Annotated in this window: 9 protein-coding genes, 1 tRNA gene and 11 pseudogenes; 10 read left to right on the top strand and 11 right to left on the bottom strand. The window is 30.6% G+C overall.

Features of this window, described 5'->3' with window-relative positions:
• Positions 1-15: 15 nt before the first annotated feature.
• Together OTBS_RS00665 and OTBS_RS00660 are read right to left on the bottom strand one after the other, a co-directional pair.
• On the bottom strand, positions 16-618 hold the full coding sequence (locus OTBS_RS00665) for a hypothetical protein (protein ID WP_011944284.1): 603 nt from the start codon (positions 616-618) through the stop codon (positions 16-18).
• A gap of 610 nt (positions 619-1228) precedes the next feature.
• Entirely contained in the window at positions 1229-2236 is a 1008-nt protein-coding gene (locus OTBS_RS00660) for a hypothetical protein (RefSeq protein WP_011944283.1), read from the bottom strand.
• A 434-nt stretch (positions 2237-2670) separates the two neighbouring features.
• Here OTBS_RS00660 and OTBS_RS13630 point away from each other — a divergent pair.
• Positions 2671-3074: pseudogene (locus tag OTBS_RS13630) on the top strand (type IV secretion system DNA-binding domain-containing protein); the annotation flags it as partial.
• Position 3075: 1 nt separating this feature from the next.
• On the opposite strand, the pseudogene OTBS_RS00655 reads toward OTBS_RS13630, so the two are convergent.
• The 4 genes and pseudogenes from OTBS_RS00655 to OTBS_RS14990 form a co-directional block, all read right to left on the bottom strand.
• Positions 3076-3504, bottom strand: a pseudogene (locus OTBS_RS00655) (transposase); the annotation flags it as partial.
• Positions 3495-4157, bottom strand: a complete 663-nt coding sequence (locus OTBS_RS18120; protein WP_410517956.1) for an AAA family ATPase — start codon at positions 4155-4157, stop codon at positions 3495-3497. The gene OTBS_RS18120 and the pseudogene OTBS_RS00655, both read right to left, overlap by 10 nt.
• Positions 4158-4177: 20 nt before the next feature.
• On the bottom strand, positions 4178-4990 hold the full coding sequence (locus tag OTBS_RS17400) for an AAA family ATPase (RefSeq protein ID WP_269763899.1): 813 nt from the start codon (positions 4988-4990) through the stop codon (positions 4178-4180).
• 17 nt (positions 4991-5007) lie between these two features.
• A complete protein-coding gene (locus OTBS_RS14990) occupies positions 5008-5490 on the bottom strand; it encodes a MobA/MobL family protein (protein WP_080571828.1) in 483 nt (160 codons plus the stop codon).
• Between the two features lie 275 nt (positions 5491-5765).
• On the opposite strand from OTBS_RS14990, the pseudogene OTBS_RS00640 reads away from it, so the two are divergent.
• The 4 genes and pseudogenes from OTBS_RS00640 (at position 5766) to OTBS_RS10945 (ending at position 8494) form a co-directional block, all read left to right on the top strand.
• Positions 5766-6221: pseudogene (locus OTBS_RS00640) on the top strand (conjugal transfer protein TraD).
• A gap of 324 nt (positions 6222-6545) precedes the next feature.
• Complete coding sequence (locus OTBS_RS13625) at positions 6546-6740, top strand: tetratricopeptide repeat protein (protein ID WP_050897486.1); 195 nt, start codon at positions 6546-6548, stop codon at positions 6738-6740.
• Between the two features lie 18 nt (positions 6741-6758).
• A pseudogene (locus tag OTBS_RS17395) lies at positions 6759-7442 on the top strand (tetratricopeptide repeat protein); the annotation flags it as partial.
• Positions 7443-7669: 227 nt separating this feature from the next.
• Positions 7670-8494, top strand: a pseudogene (locus tag OTBS_RS10945) (IS5 family transposase).
• 100 nt (positions 8495-8594) lie between these two features.
• Here OTBS_RS10945 and OTBS_RS15670 read toward each other — a convergent pair.
• The gene (locus OTBS_RS15670; protein WP_011944282.1) at positions 8595-9476 is read right to left on the bottom strand and encodes a sensor histidine kinase; all 882 of its coding nucleotides are present in this window, start codon (positions 9474-9476) and stop codon (positions 8595-8597) included.
• A gap of 22 nt (positions 9477-9498) precedes the next feature.
• Entirely contained in the window at positions 9499-9843 is a 345-nt protein-coding gene (locus OTBS_RS00615) for an ATP-binding protein (RefSeq protein WP_232488826.1), read from the bottom strand.
• On the opposite strand from OTBS_RS00615, the pseudogene OTBS_RS10935 reads away from it, so the two are divergent.
• Positions 9843-10382 (top strand): annotated as a pseudogene (locus OTBS_RS10935) (DNA adenine methylase); the annotation flags it as partial. The gene OTBS_RS00615 and the pseudogene OTBS_RS10935 sit on opposite strands and share 1 nt — an antisense overlap.
• Here the strand turns inward: OTBS_RS10935 and OTBS_RS15665 are convergent.
• Positions 10383-10601: pseudogene (locus tag OTBS_RS15665) on the bottom strand (hypothetical protein); the annotation flags it as partial.
• On the opposite strand from OTBS_RS15665, the pseudogene OTBS_RS00610 reads away from it, so the two are divergent.
• The 3 genes and pseudogenes from OTBS_RS00610 to OTBS_RS10925 all read left to right on the top strand — a co-directional run.
• Positions 10581-10835, top strand: a pseudogene (locus tag OTBS_RS00610) (transposase); the annotation flags it as partial. The pseudogenes OTBS_RS15665 and OTBS_RS00610 sit on opposite strands and share 21 nt — an antisense overlap.
• A gap of 448 nt (positions 10836-11283) precedes the next feature.
• The gene (locus tag OTBS_RS00605) at positions 11284-12534 is read left to right on the top strand and encodes a hypothetical protein (protein ID WP_011944280.1); all 1251 of its coding nucleotides are present in this window, start codon (positions 11284-11286) and stop codon (positions 12532-12534) included.
• Positions 12535-12715: 181 nt separating this feature from the next.
• A pseudogene (locus OTBS_RS10925) lies at positions 12716-13544 on the top strand (transposase).
• 271 nt (positions 13545-13815) lie between these two features.
• On the opposite strand, the pseudogene OTBS_RS18115 reads toward OTBS_RS10925, so the two are convergent.
• Positions 13816-13995, bottom strand: a pseudogene (locus OTBS_RS18115) (hypothetical protein); the annotation flags it as partial.
• A gap of 5 nt (positions 13996-14000) precedes the next feature.
• Here OTBS_RS18115 and OTBS_RS00590 point away from each other — a divergent pair.
• Positions 14001-14703, top strand: a pseudogene (locus OTBS_RS00590) (IS110 family transposase); the annotation flags it as partial.
• A 1030-nt stretch (positions 14704-15733) separates the two neighbouring features.
• On the opposite strand, the gene OTBS_RS00580 reads toward OTBS_RS00590, so the two are convergent.
• Positions 15734-15808: transfer RNA gene (locus OTBS_RS00580), tRNA-Thr, on the bottom strand.
• Between the last annotated feature and the right edge of the window lie 493 nt (positions 15809-16301).

Raw genomic sequence — 16301 nt, 5'->3', positions numbered from 1 at the left:
AGGCTATATTATAATTTAATTAGTATCACTATCATAACCTCCGCATGCACCACCAACCACCATATCGCCTGAAAGTCCATCATCCTCTCCATCACAACATCCTTGATCTGAATTTTCTACTGGATCGTCTGTACTATCAGATTTAGAGAAAATACCTTGAGACGCAAGGCCAGATACATATATTAATTTCATTCGTTGCTCCAAAGTTTTGCCACTAAATATACCAGATTGAGGATTAAGCTGAGTTTCTGATGAAGTATTCGCATTCTCAGCAGCAGCACAATATTTAGTTAATATGTTAGATGAAGAGATTGGTTGTGATTGTTCATCAGGTGTTTTTGGAAAAATAAATCCACTTTCTGGATTACATGAAGGACTAATAGAACTAATAGGACTAGGCGTCATTACCTTCACTTTAACATTTTCACTAAATGAAACATGTTTTTCAGAACTGCGTTCTTTACCAGTTGCACCTCCAGAGCTATTCTCATTTTGCTGCTGAACTTTCTGATTCTCTCTTGTCTCCTTACTTTCATTAGCTTCAGCCATAGCTGCGCTACTAGCTGGTCGAAACGCTTTTGGATTAAGCTGCAATGCTTTTCTTAATCGTTTAAACATACATACCTTTTTTTATTAAGTGATTAAAGCAATTAGTTTATCGAAGTTCAACTAATAATTGAATAGTAGCGCAACTACCTAATAAAATCAATCAAATATTATTGCTATAGTTAAACTAGTATAAAACAGTTATATTATATAAATATGACTTTTCAAAAAACATATCTAGTCCATAGTAATAGCTAAACTATTATAACTGTTTTATAGTAGCTTAGCTATATTATGTCCATCCTTTTCTATCATAGTTTTTAAATGAGGATGTTTATGAAAACTTGCATTGTCCATCACAACTATAGAATTAAATTATTAGGTAATTTCAGTATTAAATCCTGTTCTATCCCCAACAGTTAAAAATGGCAGTATTAACATTGAAGTTAAAATTGATACAGTTAGCAGCTATTTATCTACTAATACCACTATAACATTAGTTCTTTTTGATAAATGCTAAAACGCCATAACATCTCATGCTTTTTGCTACATATCCGTGAGTTCTAGGTATCTATGAACAAAACCGCTCTCATCTGCGTAAATACAATAACCTTCCCGCAAATTTTACATCTTTTAATAAAGCTTAACTATCGCGCTAACTTTTTTTCAAGCCAGTTAGAAATCAATCAAATTTTGCATGTGACATATTACCTAGTGTTTCATATGGATTTTCTTCTATAACTCTTTCTGTAACAACATTAGTTGATAGCTCACAACTGTTTACGCTTTCAGAACGATGTATATCAGCATAAGTCGTACAATAGATATGTTCTGCTTTCTTTATAACATTATCATATGATGAAGTACAAGTACCAATCTCGTTATAACAATCATTATCTTCTGACAATCTTAGTTCTGGCAATTCGAGTTTTATAGCGGTACTAAAATCAGCTGATCCAGGTTCTACATTTAAATTGAAAGCTTTAGCTTCAGTAAAACTATCAGTTTTACTGGTATTAGAAATGTTACGTTTTGATGCAGAAATACAAGGCTCTCTTTCAGCATTATCATCATAATCTTTGCTGATATGTGAGATAAGATCTATTTGTTGCTTATTACGCCTATACTCTTGGTATTTTGTGATGCAATACCTAGCCCCACTCCATACTGTTAATCCTGCACATACAGTGCCTATGAATATGATTATACACTGCACATTCGATATACTGGGCTCATATTTTTCATTAGCTGCTTCTTTATTATACGATCTAATTTCGTTAGAAATAGCTTCTAAGGCATTTGAAGTGCAGTTTTTTATTGTTTCACAAGCATTGTTTTTGACCCATTCACTTGCTTCAGCACTTATTAATCTAAGAGCATACTTTTCATCATCTATATCTATCTTAGTATCATTATTGACAGGAAATCCAAACGCTTGGCTACAATCCATAGAATATACAGTACTATTTGATTCATCAGAAGGTGCTTTCCAAATGCATTGACTAAGCTGGTATAGATAGCCTTGATCTTTAATAAAATATTTGTTGCAAATACTATATTTTGGCAACCCAAGGCTATTACTATCGCTATTGTAGGCTATATTGGTTGGTAATTGTTCCTTAGGTCTAACAAGTACACAATCTTCCTGTGTATGAGAAAGTTGTTGTATAGGATCTGTAAAATTTTTCATATAATAATTTTCCCTTAGTTTATTTAATATACCTTCAACCTTCTGCTAAAATAATAAAATGTATTATTATAATCAGCAAATTAATGTTAATGAATATGCAAAATAAATTAAAAAACTTATGTATTATTGCAATATTTATTAAGTTTAATTAAACATTTTTTCAAGCAATCACCGTCATTTTAAAAAGAGAAGAAATTATATGAGTACCAAGAAATTAATAAGATGACAGTGTCTGGTATGCTCTAAATAGCGAAAGACGTCTTGTAATAAAAACAGATATGAGTTTAAACATCATTCAGCAAGAAAAGTTAGTAGATTTCTGTTATTATCTCTTATTATGAACGCCAGATTAGGATAAGTGGAAATATGAAATGTAGAGAATAAGAGGTATACAAAGAGAGAATGTTGAGTTATAAAAAAAAATTAAATAAACAAGAAACACTGCTGTATCAGGTATTATAAGTGAAATCGCACTCGAAACTTCTGCAGGAATTCAGTCTACGCTTGGAAAGAATATTACTTCGCTACAATATTTAAAGCCTGGAGGTAGTTTTAGCATCAAGAAATGGTTTAGTAATTCGAATGAAACTGGCTGGCTATTTATCACAGCTAACCCACAAGTCAAAGAGCTACTTTATGCCCACTTATTTCAGCTTGGATAAGCATAGCTGTCAAGGCTTTGAGTAGAAAGTATGGAGGCTGCCCAGACCTTACATGTTATGTAAAGCTTGCTGGTAACTTTCCTATCACAAAACTAACTATGAAGCTACAAAACTTAAATATAGCATATGTTTGGGGATATACATTGCTCAAAAAACTTAAGTTAGTGAATTATTAATTCAAGAATTATCCATGCTAACTTTTAAATTAACCACTTCTTCGTTTGATAACCCAGTATTTTCAGAAATAAATTCAACTGAAAAGCCAGCGTTTAATAAGTTCCTTGCAAGCCCTTGTGCAGCTTTAGCTCTGCCTTCAACTCTGCCTTCAGCTTTGCCTTCATCAATATATTGTGCAGCAATTGTTTCCATAATCCTATCTCTATCCTCAATTGATAAATTTTCGTCCAGTAATTGTTTTAACCTAGGTTGTTCATTTTGACTAACCTTACTTATAGTATAATACAATAACGATCTTATGTAAAGAAAGCCCTCTTCTTTATCTTTTTGTACTATTTCTTGTAGTGTATTAAAGAATTTCGCCCATAGCTCTATTATATCAGGTTGATTATGAATATACTTCATAAAATGAACTAGTGCTAATGAACTAGTGCTGCAGTTGCTTTTCTTTGTTTAAATTGTATTTTGCTTGGGTCAAAACTCACATCTTGTCCTGCATCTGTCTTAGCTACAAATTCATTTTTATTAACCGAAGTTAAAGTTGCAAATTCACTATTTTGTATTTGTAAATCCTTATCGCTTTTTTGAAATACAATTCGATCTCCAGCCATGTAGGACTCTTTCCTTCCAGCTATTGAACGCCTATATTCTGTGCCTTGTAGCGTGCCATTAGCTTTTAACAAAGATCTAATACTTGAATTAAGAATGTCTACCTCTTTATTACGTACTGTAATTACCAATTTTTCATGTAGCTTAAACTTGCTTAGACTCCAGTTGTATCTTAACTTACTCATTGAGTCCTGCAACGTATTATCAAACTTAATACATTTATTTTGTCTCAGTAATGTTATACCGCTTAAAATATTACTCTCAGCAAACTTTGTTGCTGCTTCTCTGCTCCAGTTTTCACTTTGTCTTCGAATATTCACTAAAACATGTGAACTGAAAATATTACTCAGCATCTCAAACATTCCGCCTCTTTCTATTGAAGCTAACTGCTTTTCATCTCCAGCAAGTATCAGTTGACAATTATTGTTTCTAACTACTCTAAACAGCTCTGCATATTCTCTAGTAGCAACCATTCCAGCTTCATCTACTACTATTAACCTATTTTGCATAAAAATTTTTTTTTTCGATTATACAAAAATCCTTTTACTGTATAGACTTCCTTATAACCTTTGCTCCTCAGCTCTGATACCGCTTTATGAGTAGGAGCAAGTCCAATAACATTTTGTCCACGATTTGTTGCAATTTTATATGCTTTTGCTAAAACAGTGGATTTACCTGTTCCAGCTCTTCCTCTTAGTACTCTAACTCCACTAGTGCTAAGCAAAATATGCCTTAGAGCTTGTTTCTGTTCTTCACTAACATTTGCTAGACCTTCTATATCACTTTTAAGATTGTAAATATCGTTGTAATAAACTTGATTATTGATTTTATTAGCTATTCTTATTATTCTTACTTCCTCGTCTCTAACATCAGTTGTAGTAAAATATTTGCTACTTTCACCATCATCATGATATAACTCTAGTATTCTATTTGAACTGAACACTTGCTGAACTAACATTCCCCTTTCTGTTAGGTCTGGTATATCTTTTACTGCTTTTTCAATATCCTGCTTAGTAAAAATAGATTTGTAATGTGTTATAGCATCCGTTATTACATCAACATCCTTAATAATTTTTAAATTAGCCTCTTTACGTAACTCATTTTCATTTGCAACTTCATTAATTAAACCCCTAATTCTAGTAGGGCCAATATGCTCTTGCGGTACTGCACTTATCTTATCAACTCTATTTGTTAAGCCTAATTTAGCAAAATATGCATTAATTATTTCCTTCACTTTTTCATGAATCATCTCAGCTTCTAGAATAATAAATGCCTTACCTTTTGATGTTCTGAATTTAGGCTCCAAGTCAACAGCTTTACCACCTAATTCTTCGCCATTCTCTTTAATCTTCTTGTAGTAACCAATATATGCGCATGCCAGTTTTTATCTCCTCTATGAAGCTTATGAATGTCTATCTGTACTCCAAGACCATTTTGCACCCATTCCATTGCATCAACTATTTCATGTGTAATCTTTATTCTATCTTCTAAATTCAATTCCTTATCGTCTGGCAGTGCTATTACGATATCCTTCAACAACTTACTGTTTCTTCGTTTTTCTGTTTGTTCCACCTCATTCATTAATCTTTGGACATTCTTGAATTTTTGATTTACATAATCTGGTATCAGTACTGTATGATATACGTTATCTTTCTTATAAGAGAAGTTATACCTTATATTTGTCTGCTCATTTTTAACAATAGTTCTTGCATTATACGCTGCCTTACAACAACTATCTCCTCCTTTACTTCTACTTAAAAATTCAATCATTGCAAACTGTATAGCCATCTCAACACCAATTCTCACCTGAGTTTTAAGTTAGCATGGTTTTTTTGATTTTGCTAGCACAAACTTCTTTTTTTTAACACTCAATCGGCTAATGAGTGCTCATTTTTTAGCAGTAAACTTTCAAGTTTACATATTGCGTATAAGCTTATTCTTTAATGAAGCTTCTAACCTGAATTCACGTTTTTTTGACTATAATTATTTGATGTTGGTTTGGCAGGTGCGGTTTTTTTCTTTACTGGAATTTTATTTTGATATATTCTTGCCTGATTTTTTTATCTTTCTGAATTACTAACATGGCAAATCTTATGCAGCAAAAAATTACTCTCCAACAAAAAAAGCTAAGCTAATCATGGATGAGGTTAACCTCAAAATCAAAGAACGTAAAATGCGTACTCGACGTCTTATCGAAATGGGTGGACTAGTCGCTAAGGCTAAGCTTGATCACTTATCAGCAAACACTTTATTTGGTGCGATTGGTTTCACTAAAAGAAACTTTAACACAACATCCAAATGTTCAGAATCATTGGACTACAATCGGTAAAGATATTTTTGATAAAGAACAGCAAAATAAAGCTGCTGTGATTTTAAAATTTTCCTCTGAACCAGACGAAAACACTAAGCACCACATTCGCCTTCATGGCTTAAAATGGAACAGTTTTCGTCAAGAATGGTGCGGCAATGTTAAGGACATTGAGGCCTTAAAGAATGGCCTTCTCAATGTTCAGTATAAACTTGAGCTTGTGTCTTAGATAATAGTTCAAACTATATGCGCAGCTAGCAATATCACTACTGATAGAAAATATAGAGTAAGAATTCCAGAGTAACATAACTGATGGTAATAATAAAAAAAAATAAAGAATTTTGATGAAATTTCTGATAGTGTTAAAAATAAGGCTGTAAAAAAGAAAATTTGATAACAGCACATTTGATTTAGCAATTATCATAGCTAATCAAAAATTTAAAGGGGAATTTTTATAAATCATATGAAATATATGACAGTATTATTAATACAGTTACATCTATTGCATCAAAATAATCTGCTCATATAACAGTATTCAATTTAGGGTAAAGATATGCTAGCAGACAAATATTTTAATAAAGGGAATTCATTTTTTCAGTTAAGAAAATATCAAAAAGCAATAAAGAATTTTGATATAGCTATTAAGTGTAATCCAGATTGTATAGAAGCTTATATTAATAAAGGAATGGCTTTAAAGGCATTATGGCAACATCAAAAAGCAATAGAAACTTTTGATACTACTATTTGATATAAACCTGATTTTTCAGAAACTTATTATGCTAAAGGAATTTCTTTATACGAACTAGGACAATATCAAGAGGCAATAAAGAATTATGATACAGCTATTCAATACAATCCAAATGATGCAGACTATTATATTGGTAAAGGAACTTCTTTATACGAACTAGGGCAATATCAAGAAGCAATAAAAAATTATGATGTAGCTATTAAGTATAAACCAGATTTTGTAGAAGCTTATGTTAATAAAGGAGCGTCTTTAAAGGAATTAGGGCGCAATCAAGAGGCAATTGAAAATTATGATATAGCTATTAAGTATAAACCAGATTTGATAGAAGCTTATCATGCTAAAGGAAATGCTTTGAAAAATCTTGGAAAGCTACTAGAAGCAATTAACAATTATGATCAAGCTATTCGATACAGCACAAATTACGCAGGCTCTTACAATAATAAAGGATCTGCTTTATGTATACTAGAACAATATCAAGAGGTAATAGAGAATTTTGATTTGGCTATTAAGTATCAACCAGATTTTCCAGAGGCTTACTATAATAAAGGAATTGCTTTGAATGAATTGGGGCGACATCAAGAAGCAATTGAAAGTTGTAGCCTGGCTATCAAATATGATTCTGATAATGTATACGCATACCAGTTAGCAAATGAACTTACAAAAAAAATTAAAAAAAGCAATCTCCGCATCATAACTGATTAATTTTTAGAATCAAGGCACAGAGAATCAGATGTTCATAAGCTAAGAATGTTTTATTATTCTAGAATTATAAACTATAGTTATTTACAATGAGGTTTGAGCATAAAAAAAGCGACAATAGCATCATAAGATTTACTAACAGGATATTTTATACGCAAACTTCATTAGACTTCTTTCGAAACTATACAATGATGTAAAATGGTGTTATAAAGATCTGATTTGAAGTAATAATGAAATTAGATCAGATTAAAGAGTTAAAGGATGAAAAATTTCGTCGATTAACAGTAGTAAGGAAGGGAACATTCTCAAAGATGGTGGATATTTTGAGGAAAGCTGATGGTGTTAAGAAATCAAAAGGAGGGCGTAAAAATAAGCTCAATTTGGAGGAACAGTTATTGATGGCCTTAGAATACCTTAGAGAATACCGTACTTATTTTCATATAGGTCAGAACTATGGGATTAGTGAAAGTTCAGCATATAAAGCTGTAAAATGGGTAGAAGACACCTTAGTTAAACACCCAAACTTTGCTCTTCCAGGTCGTAAAGCTCTAATGAATAGCGATATGAATTATGAAGTAGTCTTGATTGGTGCTACTGAGAGTCCTATAGAAGGACCTAAAAAAAAATAAAAATTCTATTATTCAGGAAAGAAGAAAAAGCATACACTAAAAACTCAAATAGTGGTAGACAAGAAAACGCACCAAGTAATATGTACAGATTTTTCTAACGGTAAAAAACATGACTTTAGATTATTTAAGGAATCCAAAATTCTTATCCATCCTAAGATTAAAGCGATTACTGATACAGGATATCAAGGTATACAAAAAATTCGCAATAATTCTGCATTACCAAAGAAAAAAAGCAAGAAAAATCCTTTAACTAAAAATGATAAAAAGAATAATCGTAGGTTAGCAGGAAAAAGAGTTGTCAATGAAAACGTTATTGGTATGCTAAAACGGTTCAAAATTATTGCTGACAAATATCGAAATAGACGTAAAAGATTCGGTCTTAGATTTAATTTGATCTCTGGCATTTATAATTTTGAACTACCTTAACCAGTTTCGAAAGAGGTCTAATATTGTTATTTTCCACATTATTCTCCTACGGTTAAGTTTATTAACTTTGTTTTTTAGAAATTTAAAATAGCAAGCTTAGCTAACAATTAGCTAAGCTGACTGGTATATGAAATATGGCTTCCGTATACTTTTTTTCTTCACTTTTCATAGTAATTTCCCCTCGTATTTCTTGAAGCATCAGCTTAACAAACGTTAAGCTTAATCTTAATGCTTCACTATTCTGACTTATATCTCTAAAATCATTATTGATTTGTTGTAGAGTTTCTTTTGATATGCCTTGTCCATTATCATGAACAGTAAATTGTAGTATTCTTTCTGTATTTTCTGAAATTGTAGGAGGTAATAATTCTACTGTAATTACTACTTCTTTATTTTTGCTGTTTTTATTAAAGCGATTAGCATTATCTATTAACTGATGTAGTATTTGCTGTATTTGATAACTATAGCCTATGAAAATACTATTCTTATCGCACTTGATCTTATATAAAAACTTTGATTTCGATTCATTATAATTTTTAATAGCATTGTTTAATATTCCGTCTAAATAAAGTACTTCTTTCTTTGCTTGTACAAATGATTCAGTTCTTCCTGTCAACAGTTTATATGCAGTCTTAATATACATTAATACTTCGCTATAACAGTTTAAGTGTTTGCTTAATATTGATTTTTTATTTTCTGTTATTTCGGACTGAAAATTTCTAACTTCTTCTGGCTCGCTTTTGAGCTGTTTGAACACATCTATTATATTTAGGTTTGGTGTTTTAAGTTGATGTGTAAGTTTTAAAAGCTCTTTATCACCAGCTGCTAGATGTCTTAGTAACATATTGTCACCAATTACTTCTTTTATTGTACTTAAATAATCGCAACTAAGTTTTATTCCTTTATATTCTGCAACTGCATTTAGAGCAGATTTAGTAATCTTCATTTCTATTTCTGAATCGAATTCTTTTTCTAATATCATAAATCACCCTTATTTTAGAAAATTAAAGATAGTGAGCATATATCGGTACACGGCATATAACCTCTGTATGCTCATTTTTTACGTATGTAATTTCTCCCTTTATTGCTTGAAGTAGCAGCTTAACAAATGTCAGCCCTAAACCTAAGATGTTATCTTCATTTGGAGTTTTAAAAGCAGTATTTATTTTTTGTAATTTTTTTATGTTGTTTCCATTATTTCGAATTGTAAGTTCTAGTGTTTTGTCTCGTATTTCGGGATTTAGTAGTTTAACTTTAATGAGTATTACTTTAACTTTTTCTCCAAATCGATTTGCATTATCAAGCAGCTGAGTTAGTATTTGCTGTATTTCATCTCCATATCCGATCATACGAATTTTTTCATAGTCATAATCCATATAAACAATGCAATAGTAATAATCCGAATGAAATTACTGCAAAATTTATATATCTTAATAAATATTCTTTTAGGGGAATTTATAGAGTCTACAAAAATGGACAATCTGCTCAAACATTTTCTGGTGAATGCTACATTAAACTCCACATTGCATCTAGAATAAACCAATGCAGCAGCCTTCTACATGGTGTATCAATTTATGCTACATATTTTTCATTTATAGAACCTAAAAAAGGTGACTTTGTTTATTTTGATCCTCCTTATCATAAATCTGGAGAACGGTTCTACACTAGACTTCCATTTGATGAAAAAGATCAAATTAGATTACGGGATTTTGTCCAAGAATTAACAAATAAAGGTGTTAAGATTATGATCTCAAATAATAATACTGCCTTTATTAGAGACTTATACAAAGATTTTAATATCAATACCGTTACAGTCGTATACTCAATCAATGAACAACGCAATCCTGTTAATGAGCTAATAATTACTAACTATAAAACCTGTGAGTAATTAGAAATGAAATCGCAACCCAAAACGTGTATGAATAGGAAGTGGTCTATACTTCATTGTGCTACATTCAATATCTAAATATATATCTCTTAATAAGTTTATTGTTGTACCAACTCCTAAGTCTATACCAGTACCGCTATCACCATTGAAAACTGATACTAGGCCACCTGTAACAAAAATTGATGCTTTGTTACCTTCAATAATAAAGGCGAAATAATGTCAGTTAAAATTACCAAAGGCAATAAAAGCTACCTATCTGTAGCTTCAATTATTTCTAAAGGCTTATCTAGTAAATTGTTTGCTGATAAAGCTTACATATCTAAAGAGTTATTTCATCAACTCTTCTCCAATAATCTACGTTTATTTACTAATCTTCGTAAAGATATGAAAACATATTTATTGGACATAGATGATAAACGCCAGATTAGGATAAGAGAAAGTATGAAGAGCATAATGTAAAAGGTATGCAAGAGATAATGTGCAATTATGATTATGTGAGATATTAAATATAGTTTCAATTAATAACTGTTTATTTATTGCTCATATTTCTACGAGTATTAGTTCATAATACTATACTTAATAACCTGAACATTGACCATTGTAACACTTGTACATTATCTCTTGTAGACCTTTTATATTATGCTTTTCATGCTTTTTCTTATCCTAATCTGGCATATATTAGAGTATTTATTTCCTTATTCTCCTGATTTAAATCACATTGAAAAAAGCTTTCAAGCTAAATCAAGAAGAATGAAATATCGCTGTGACGTAGTTACTCTTTTTGAAAAGTATATAATAAACTGTTTTATACTGGTTTAGCTATAGTATCTAAATTTACTGTTGACTAACGCAATTTAAAATTGTATTTAAGCTTCTTAAAGAAAAAATACGAGATTATTTTATGTACATAAAAACTAGACATATACTTTCTTTCTCTCAATCAGATTCAGTTGATAATTTTGACAGCCATACAAATCTTCCAAACCTACCAGCTATTGATTTTAGTAATATTGGCATTGGGAATCCCAAGTTTGTTGCTTCTGAAGAGAGTTCATCAGTTGCTAAGCTACCCAAAGCAGATTATGTTGCTATCGTATGGACAAACGCTGAATTTGCAGCCTTGAATCATGTTTTTTTCAATAACGGCAGTATAAAATATAGAGAAGCTGATAGTAATGCTTTTAACAATACTAACTGGCGCTTATATAAATCTGGATATCAAGATTTTATGCATGCAGTTGAGTTAAAGGGGGCTGTTCTTCCTTCTAAAAAACTAGAAGCTTGGGGAAGATATGCAATATTTCAATTATCAAATGGAAAAACACTTTTATTATACAAGTCAGATATGCATCCATCAACAGATGGGCTAATTACAAATATTAATGACGATATTGTAGCAAAAAAGTTTAATTGTGAAATAAATCAAGTGCCAACTACTGTATTAATTGAAAAAATTATTCATGAAACTTCTCCTAGTCTTATAATAACAAGCGGTACAGCTGGTGGAACTGTAATTGAAGATGTGATCGGCACTGTCAATATTACAAATCAAGCGCTATGCCAGCTTAATAAATGTCATGGAATAAATTTTGAAAATGCTGTATATAAAGGTATTAAAATTAATAATAGCTGCTATACCTCAAAATGGAAACCACAAATAACATCACAATTATCAAAATTCTTTACTAAAGTTCCACTCAATAATAATGAACTTGAAAAAATATACGAAAAACTAATTCGCAATGAAGTGACTAGACACTATGATATTTCGCAAATAAAGTTAAGCGATTTATTAAATGACTCTATTGATCCTGAATTAGCACTTCATCCAAGGCTAAACAATCTGTGTGATAAGAAACCAATATTGTCTACGAATACTTTTGAAGTTGCAAATACTAGTGGTAATCATAGTAAATATGCTGCTCAAGAAATGGATGATGCATTTGTAGCGGTCGTAGCTGATTATATGAAAGTTCCTTTTGGAGTAGTGAGAAATATATCAGATCCAGTATCAAATTGCATAGTTGCTAATTTATCAGGATCAGCATTAAGTGACGTACAAAAAAGTTGGTGTTCGCTAATATATAGAGTATATGGGCTGTATGCTAGTGTAAACAGCGCTCTTACTATTGCTTGTTTGCTTAGCAAGTAACTCAAGTGTGTTAATATTTTCATAACTATTTTTTGTTAACTAGAATGTCTCTGCTATGGGGATCATAATAAGTTCTATATGCCTTCATAGTTAGAGATATATCGTGCATTAATTTAAAATAGACTTCTTTCGAAACTAGAGAATGATGTAGAATAGTGTTATAAATATCTGATTTGAGGTAATAACGAAATTCGATAAGATTAAAGAGTTAAAGGATGAAAAATTTCGTCGATTAACAGGAGTAAGGAAGGTAACATTTTCAAAGATGGTGGATATTTTGAGGAAAGTTGATGGTCTTAAGAAATCAAAAGGTGTGAGTAAAAATAAGCTCAATTTGGAGGAGCAGTTGCTGATGGCGTTAGAATACCTTAGAGAATACCGTACTACTTAATAGGTCAGAACTATTGGATTAGTGAAAGTTCAGGATATAAATCTGTTAAATTGGTAGAAGATACCCTAGTTAAACACCCAAACTTTGCTCTTCCAGGTCGTAAAGCTCTAATGAAGAGTGATATGAATTATAAAGTAGTCTTGATTGATGCTACTGAGAGTCCTATAGAAAGACCTAAAAAAAACAAAAATTCTATTATTCAGGAAAGAAGAAAAGGCATACACTAAAAACTCAAATAGTGGTAGACAAGAAAACACATCAAGTAATATGTACAAATTTTTCTAACGGTAAAAAGCATGACTTTAGATTATTTAAGGAATCCAAAATTCTTATCCATCCTAAGGTTAAAGCGATTACTGATACAGGATATCAAGGTATACAAAAAATTCACAATAATTCTGAATTATAAAAGAAAAAAAGCAAAAAAAATCTTTTAACTAAAGATGTAGCTATTAAGTGTAATCCAGATTGTATAGAAGCTTATGTTAATAAAGGAAATGCTTTGAATAAATTGAGGCGATATCAAGAAGCAATGGAAAGTTGTAACCTTGCTATCAAATATGATTCTGATAATGTGTACGCATACCAGTTAGCAAATGAACTTGCAAAAAAAAATTAAAAAAAGCAATCTCCGCATCATAACTGATTAATTTTTAGAATCAAGGTGCAGAGAATCAGATGTTCATAGGCTAAGAATGTTTTATTATTCTAGATTATAAACTATATCAAAAAGTATTCCTTGTATGATGAAAATAAGTGAAATTGCAATAAAATAAAAGATTATAGCAATAGTACAAAAGAAAGCTAGTATACAGTAGTTTTCCTAAGGCTAATAGCCTGAATTTTTAGATAAGTAACTAGCTTTTTTAACTAAAAACCGGACGGTATTCTTAGGCAAAAAAGCCTGTATTTACAAGGTTGGTTTTGAGATATTTAACATAAATTTGGTGATTATGAATAGTATAATTGTAGGAATTGATGTTTCTAAAGAGATATTTGATAGAGATCAAATTAAAACTAAGACCGAATCTTTTACGTCTATTTCGATATTTATCGGCAATAATTTTGAACTACGAGTAAACTTAGTCATACAAAAACAGATAAAGCAGACAGTGTATTAATAGCAAATTTTTGCAAAGCAATGAAACCGGAAGCATGGCATCCCCGGCCACATTATATTCAAGAACTACAGCAGCTAGTTAATCGCTTGAATGTTTTAATTAAGCATAAAACACAAGAAACAAATAGATTAGAAGGAATGTCTAAAGCAATTGCTAATAATATTCAAATGCATATTGAATTTCTTGAAACGCAAATTAAAGAAATTGAACAACTAATCAATGACCATATTAAAAATAACAAAGATCTTCATAATAAGGCTATGTTACTTGAGTCAATACCAGGTATAGGAGCAAAAATACAGGCTGTAGTTCTTGCTTTTTTAGCAAATATTGAGAAATTTAGTTCTGCTAAACAAGTTGTAGCTTTTGTAGGTCTTAATCCTAAGAAGCATCGTCAATCTGGCAGTTCCGTGCGTGGTGCTAGTAGAATCTCTAGAACTGGTAATTCAGATCTACGTAGGTCTTTTTATATGCCTGCTATGTCTGCCTTAAGACATAATTGTATTATCAAGCAATTTTCTCAACGTTTGTGTCTGATACTGGCAAACCCAAAATGCTTATCCTTATTGCCGCTATGCGTAAGTTATTACATATATTTACGGTGTTTTAAAGCATAATTCTCCTTTTAATCCCAATATTTCAATCCAGCAAAAATAATAATTTTATAAAAACTTACATCTTTTTTATAAAATTATTATTTCTTTTCTTGATTCTTAACACGGTATCTTGTAAAACTCGCTACACCATTCTCTCTGAAACAATTTATTTTCATAAGTTCATCATAGTCATTTGTACAGTTCAATTTAGCGGTAGGATAATGTGTATTCTCTACCTTTGCGCTTGCATTATATAAAATTCCATAGTGAATACCTTCATTATTATCGCAATAATATTTCATAATATTATAATGCATTGTCAAAAAGATTTACATAAAATTCGCTTTTTCAACATTTGCTCAAGATGATAAAGTAATATCCTTAAGTTTTTATACAATCATTATCAAATAAAGCTCTATAACACTTAACAAGATATATCCAAGTAATGCTAATATAACTGTCATATCACTTGTATGTTTATATTATCATTATTGCATGATCTATTAACGGATTCAAAATGGTGGGCTAAATTTATTTCATAAATCTAAACTATGATTGATAAACTCATCATATAATTTATTTATATCTACTTCAGGTATATCTTCATACATAATACTTCACCCTTAAAATCAATTTATATTACAGTGATATTTTATTCTCCTTGATTTAACTTGAAACCATTTTTTCAATATAACATAACTGTTTTATACTAGTTTAGCTATATAACATTAATTCTCTTTGATGGATGCCAATTATAAAATCTATAACATCTTATGCCTTTTGTGTGGCATATCCGTGAGTTCTATGTGAACTAAACCTCTTTCATTCGTAAAAACAATAACTTTTCCTTTGTCTTTGTACCTTTTTATCTAAAATTCTAATCTCTCTTCTTTTTTGCATTCGGATGTTTATAGCTTTTTTTATGTGTAATACTTAATCTCTTTACTGAATTATTCCTACCCGTCCAGCCCTTTCATATTGATTGCGTCACTATATTGTGACACATATTCTTTTAGTTTATCAATAGAAATTTTTCTTAGAGCTATGTTTCTGTTTTTTAATGCAATATGGTGATAAAGCTGATAAAATAGTGGTGCCACTAAGGAGAATCGGACTCCCGACCTCATCATTACCAATGATGCGCTCTACCACTGAGCTATAGCGGCTAACAGTATATCAAAACATAGTTTTTAGTGTTCTAAGTTCATGAAAGTAAAACTATGAAATAATTGTTCTAATAAAAGCTAAGCTTAATTTATGATGACATACAAAAATATATTATCTATAGCTTATTATGTATGTTATTGACATACTATTTAAGTTAGGTCAAGATAAATATTACTTCATAATAACATTATCAATTAGTAACATCTTTTTTTTTAATGTAATATACCTTATAATCAACTTTGTAGTTAAAAATTAATGTATAAACCTAACATGCAAACAATATCAAAGAAGTGTTATAAGGCTCGTGATACTCAAGGTCTTTCTAAAGCTTTAAAGCAAAATCTTTATAGAAGAAAAAATCCAAAAAATATTTGACCTTAGTTTTTCGAATGCATAAAATGTCAGGTTAGGATAATGGAAAAAGATAAGTTAAGTAGTATACAAAGATAAAGAGCTGAGTTATAAATTAGAGTTGAACATAAGAAATATGTT

Origin of the sequence: Orientia tsutsugamushi str. Boryong, assembly GCF_000063545.1 — a bacterium.
Lineage (GTDB): Bacteria > Pseudomonadota > Alphaproteobacteria > Rickettsiales > Rickettsiaceae > Orientia > Orientia tsutsugamushi_C.
This window is presented reverse-complemented; position numbering and strand designations above follow the sequence as displayed.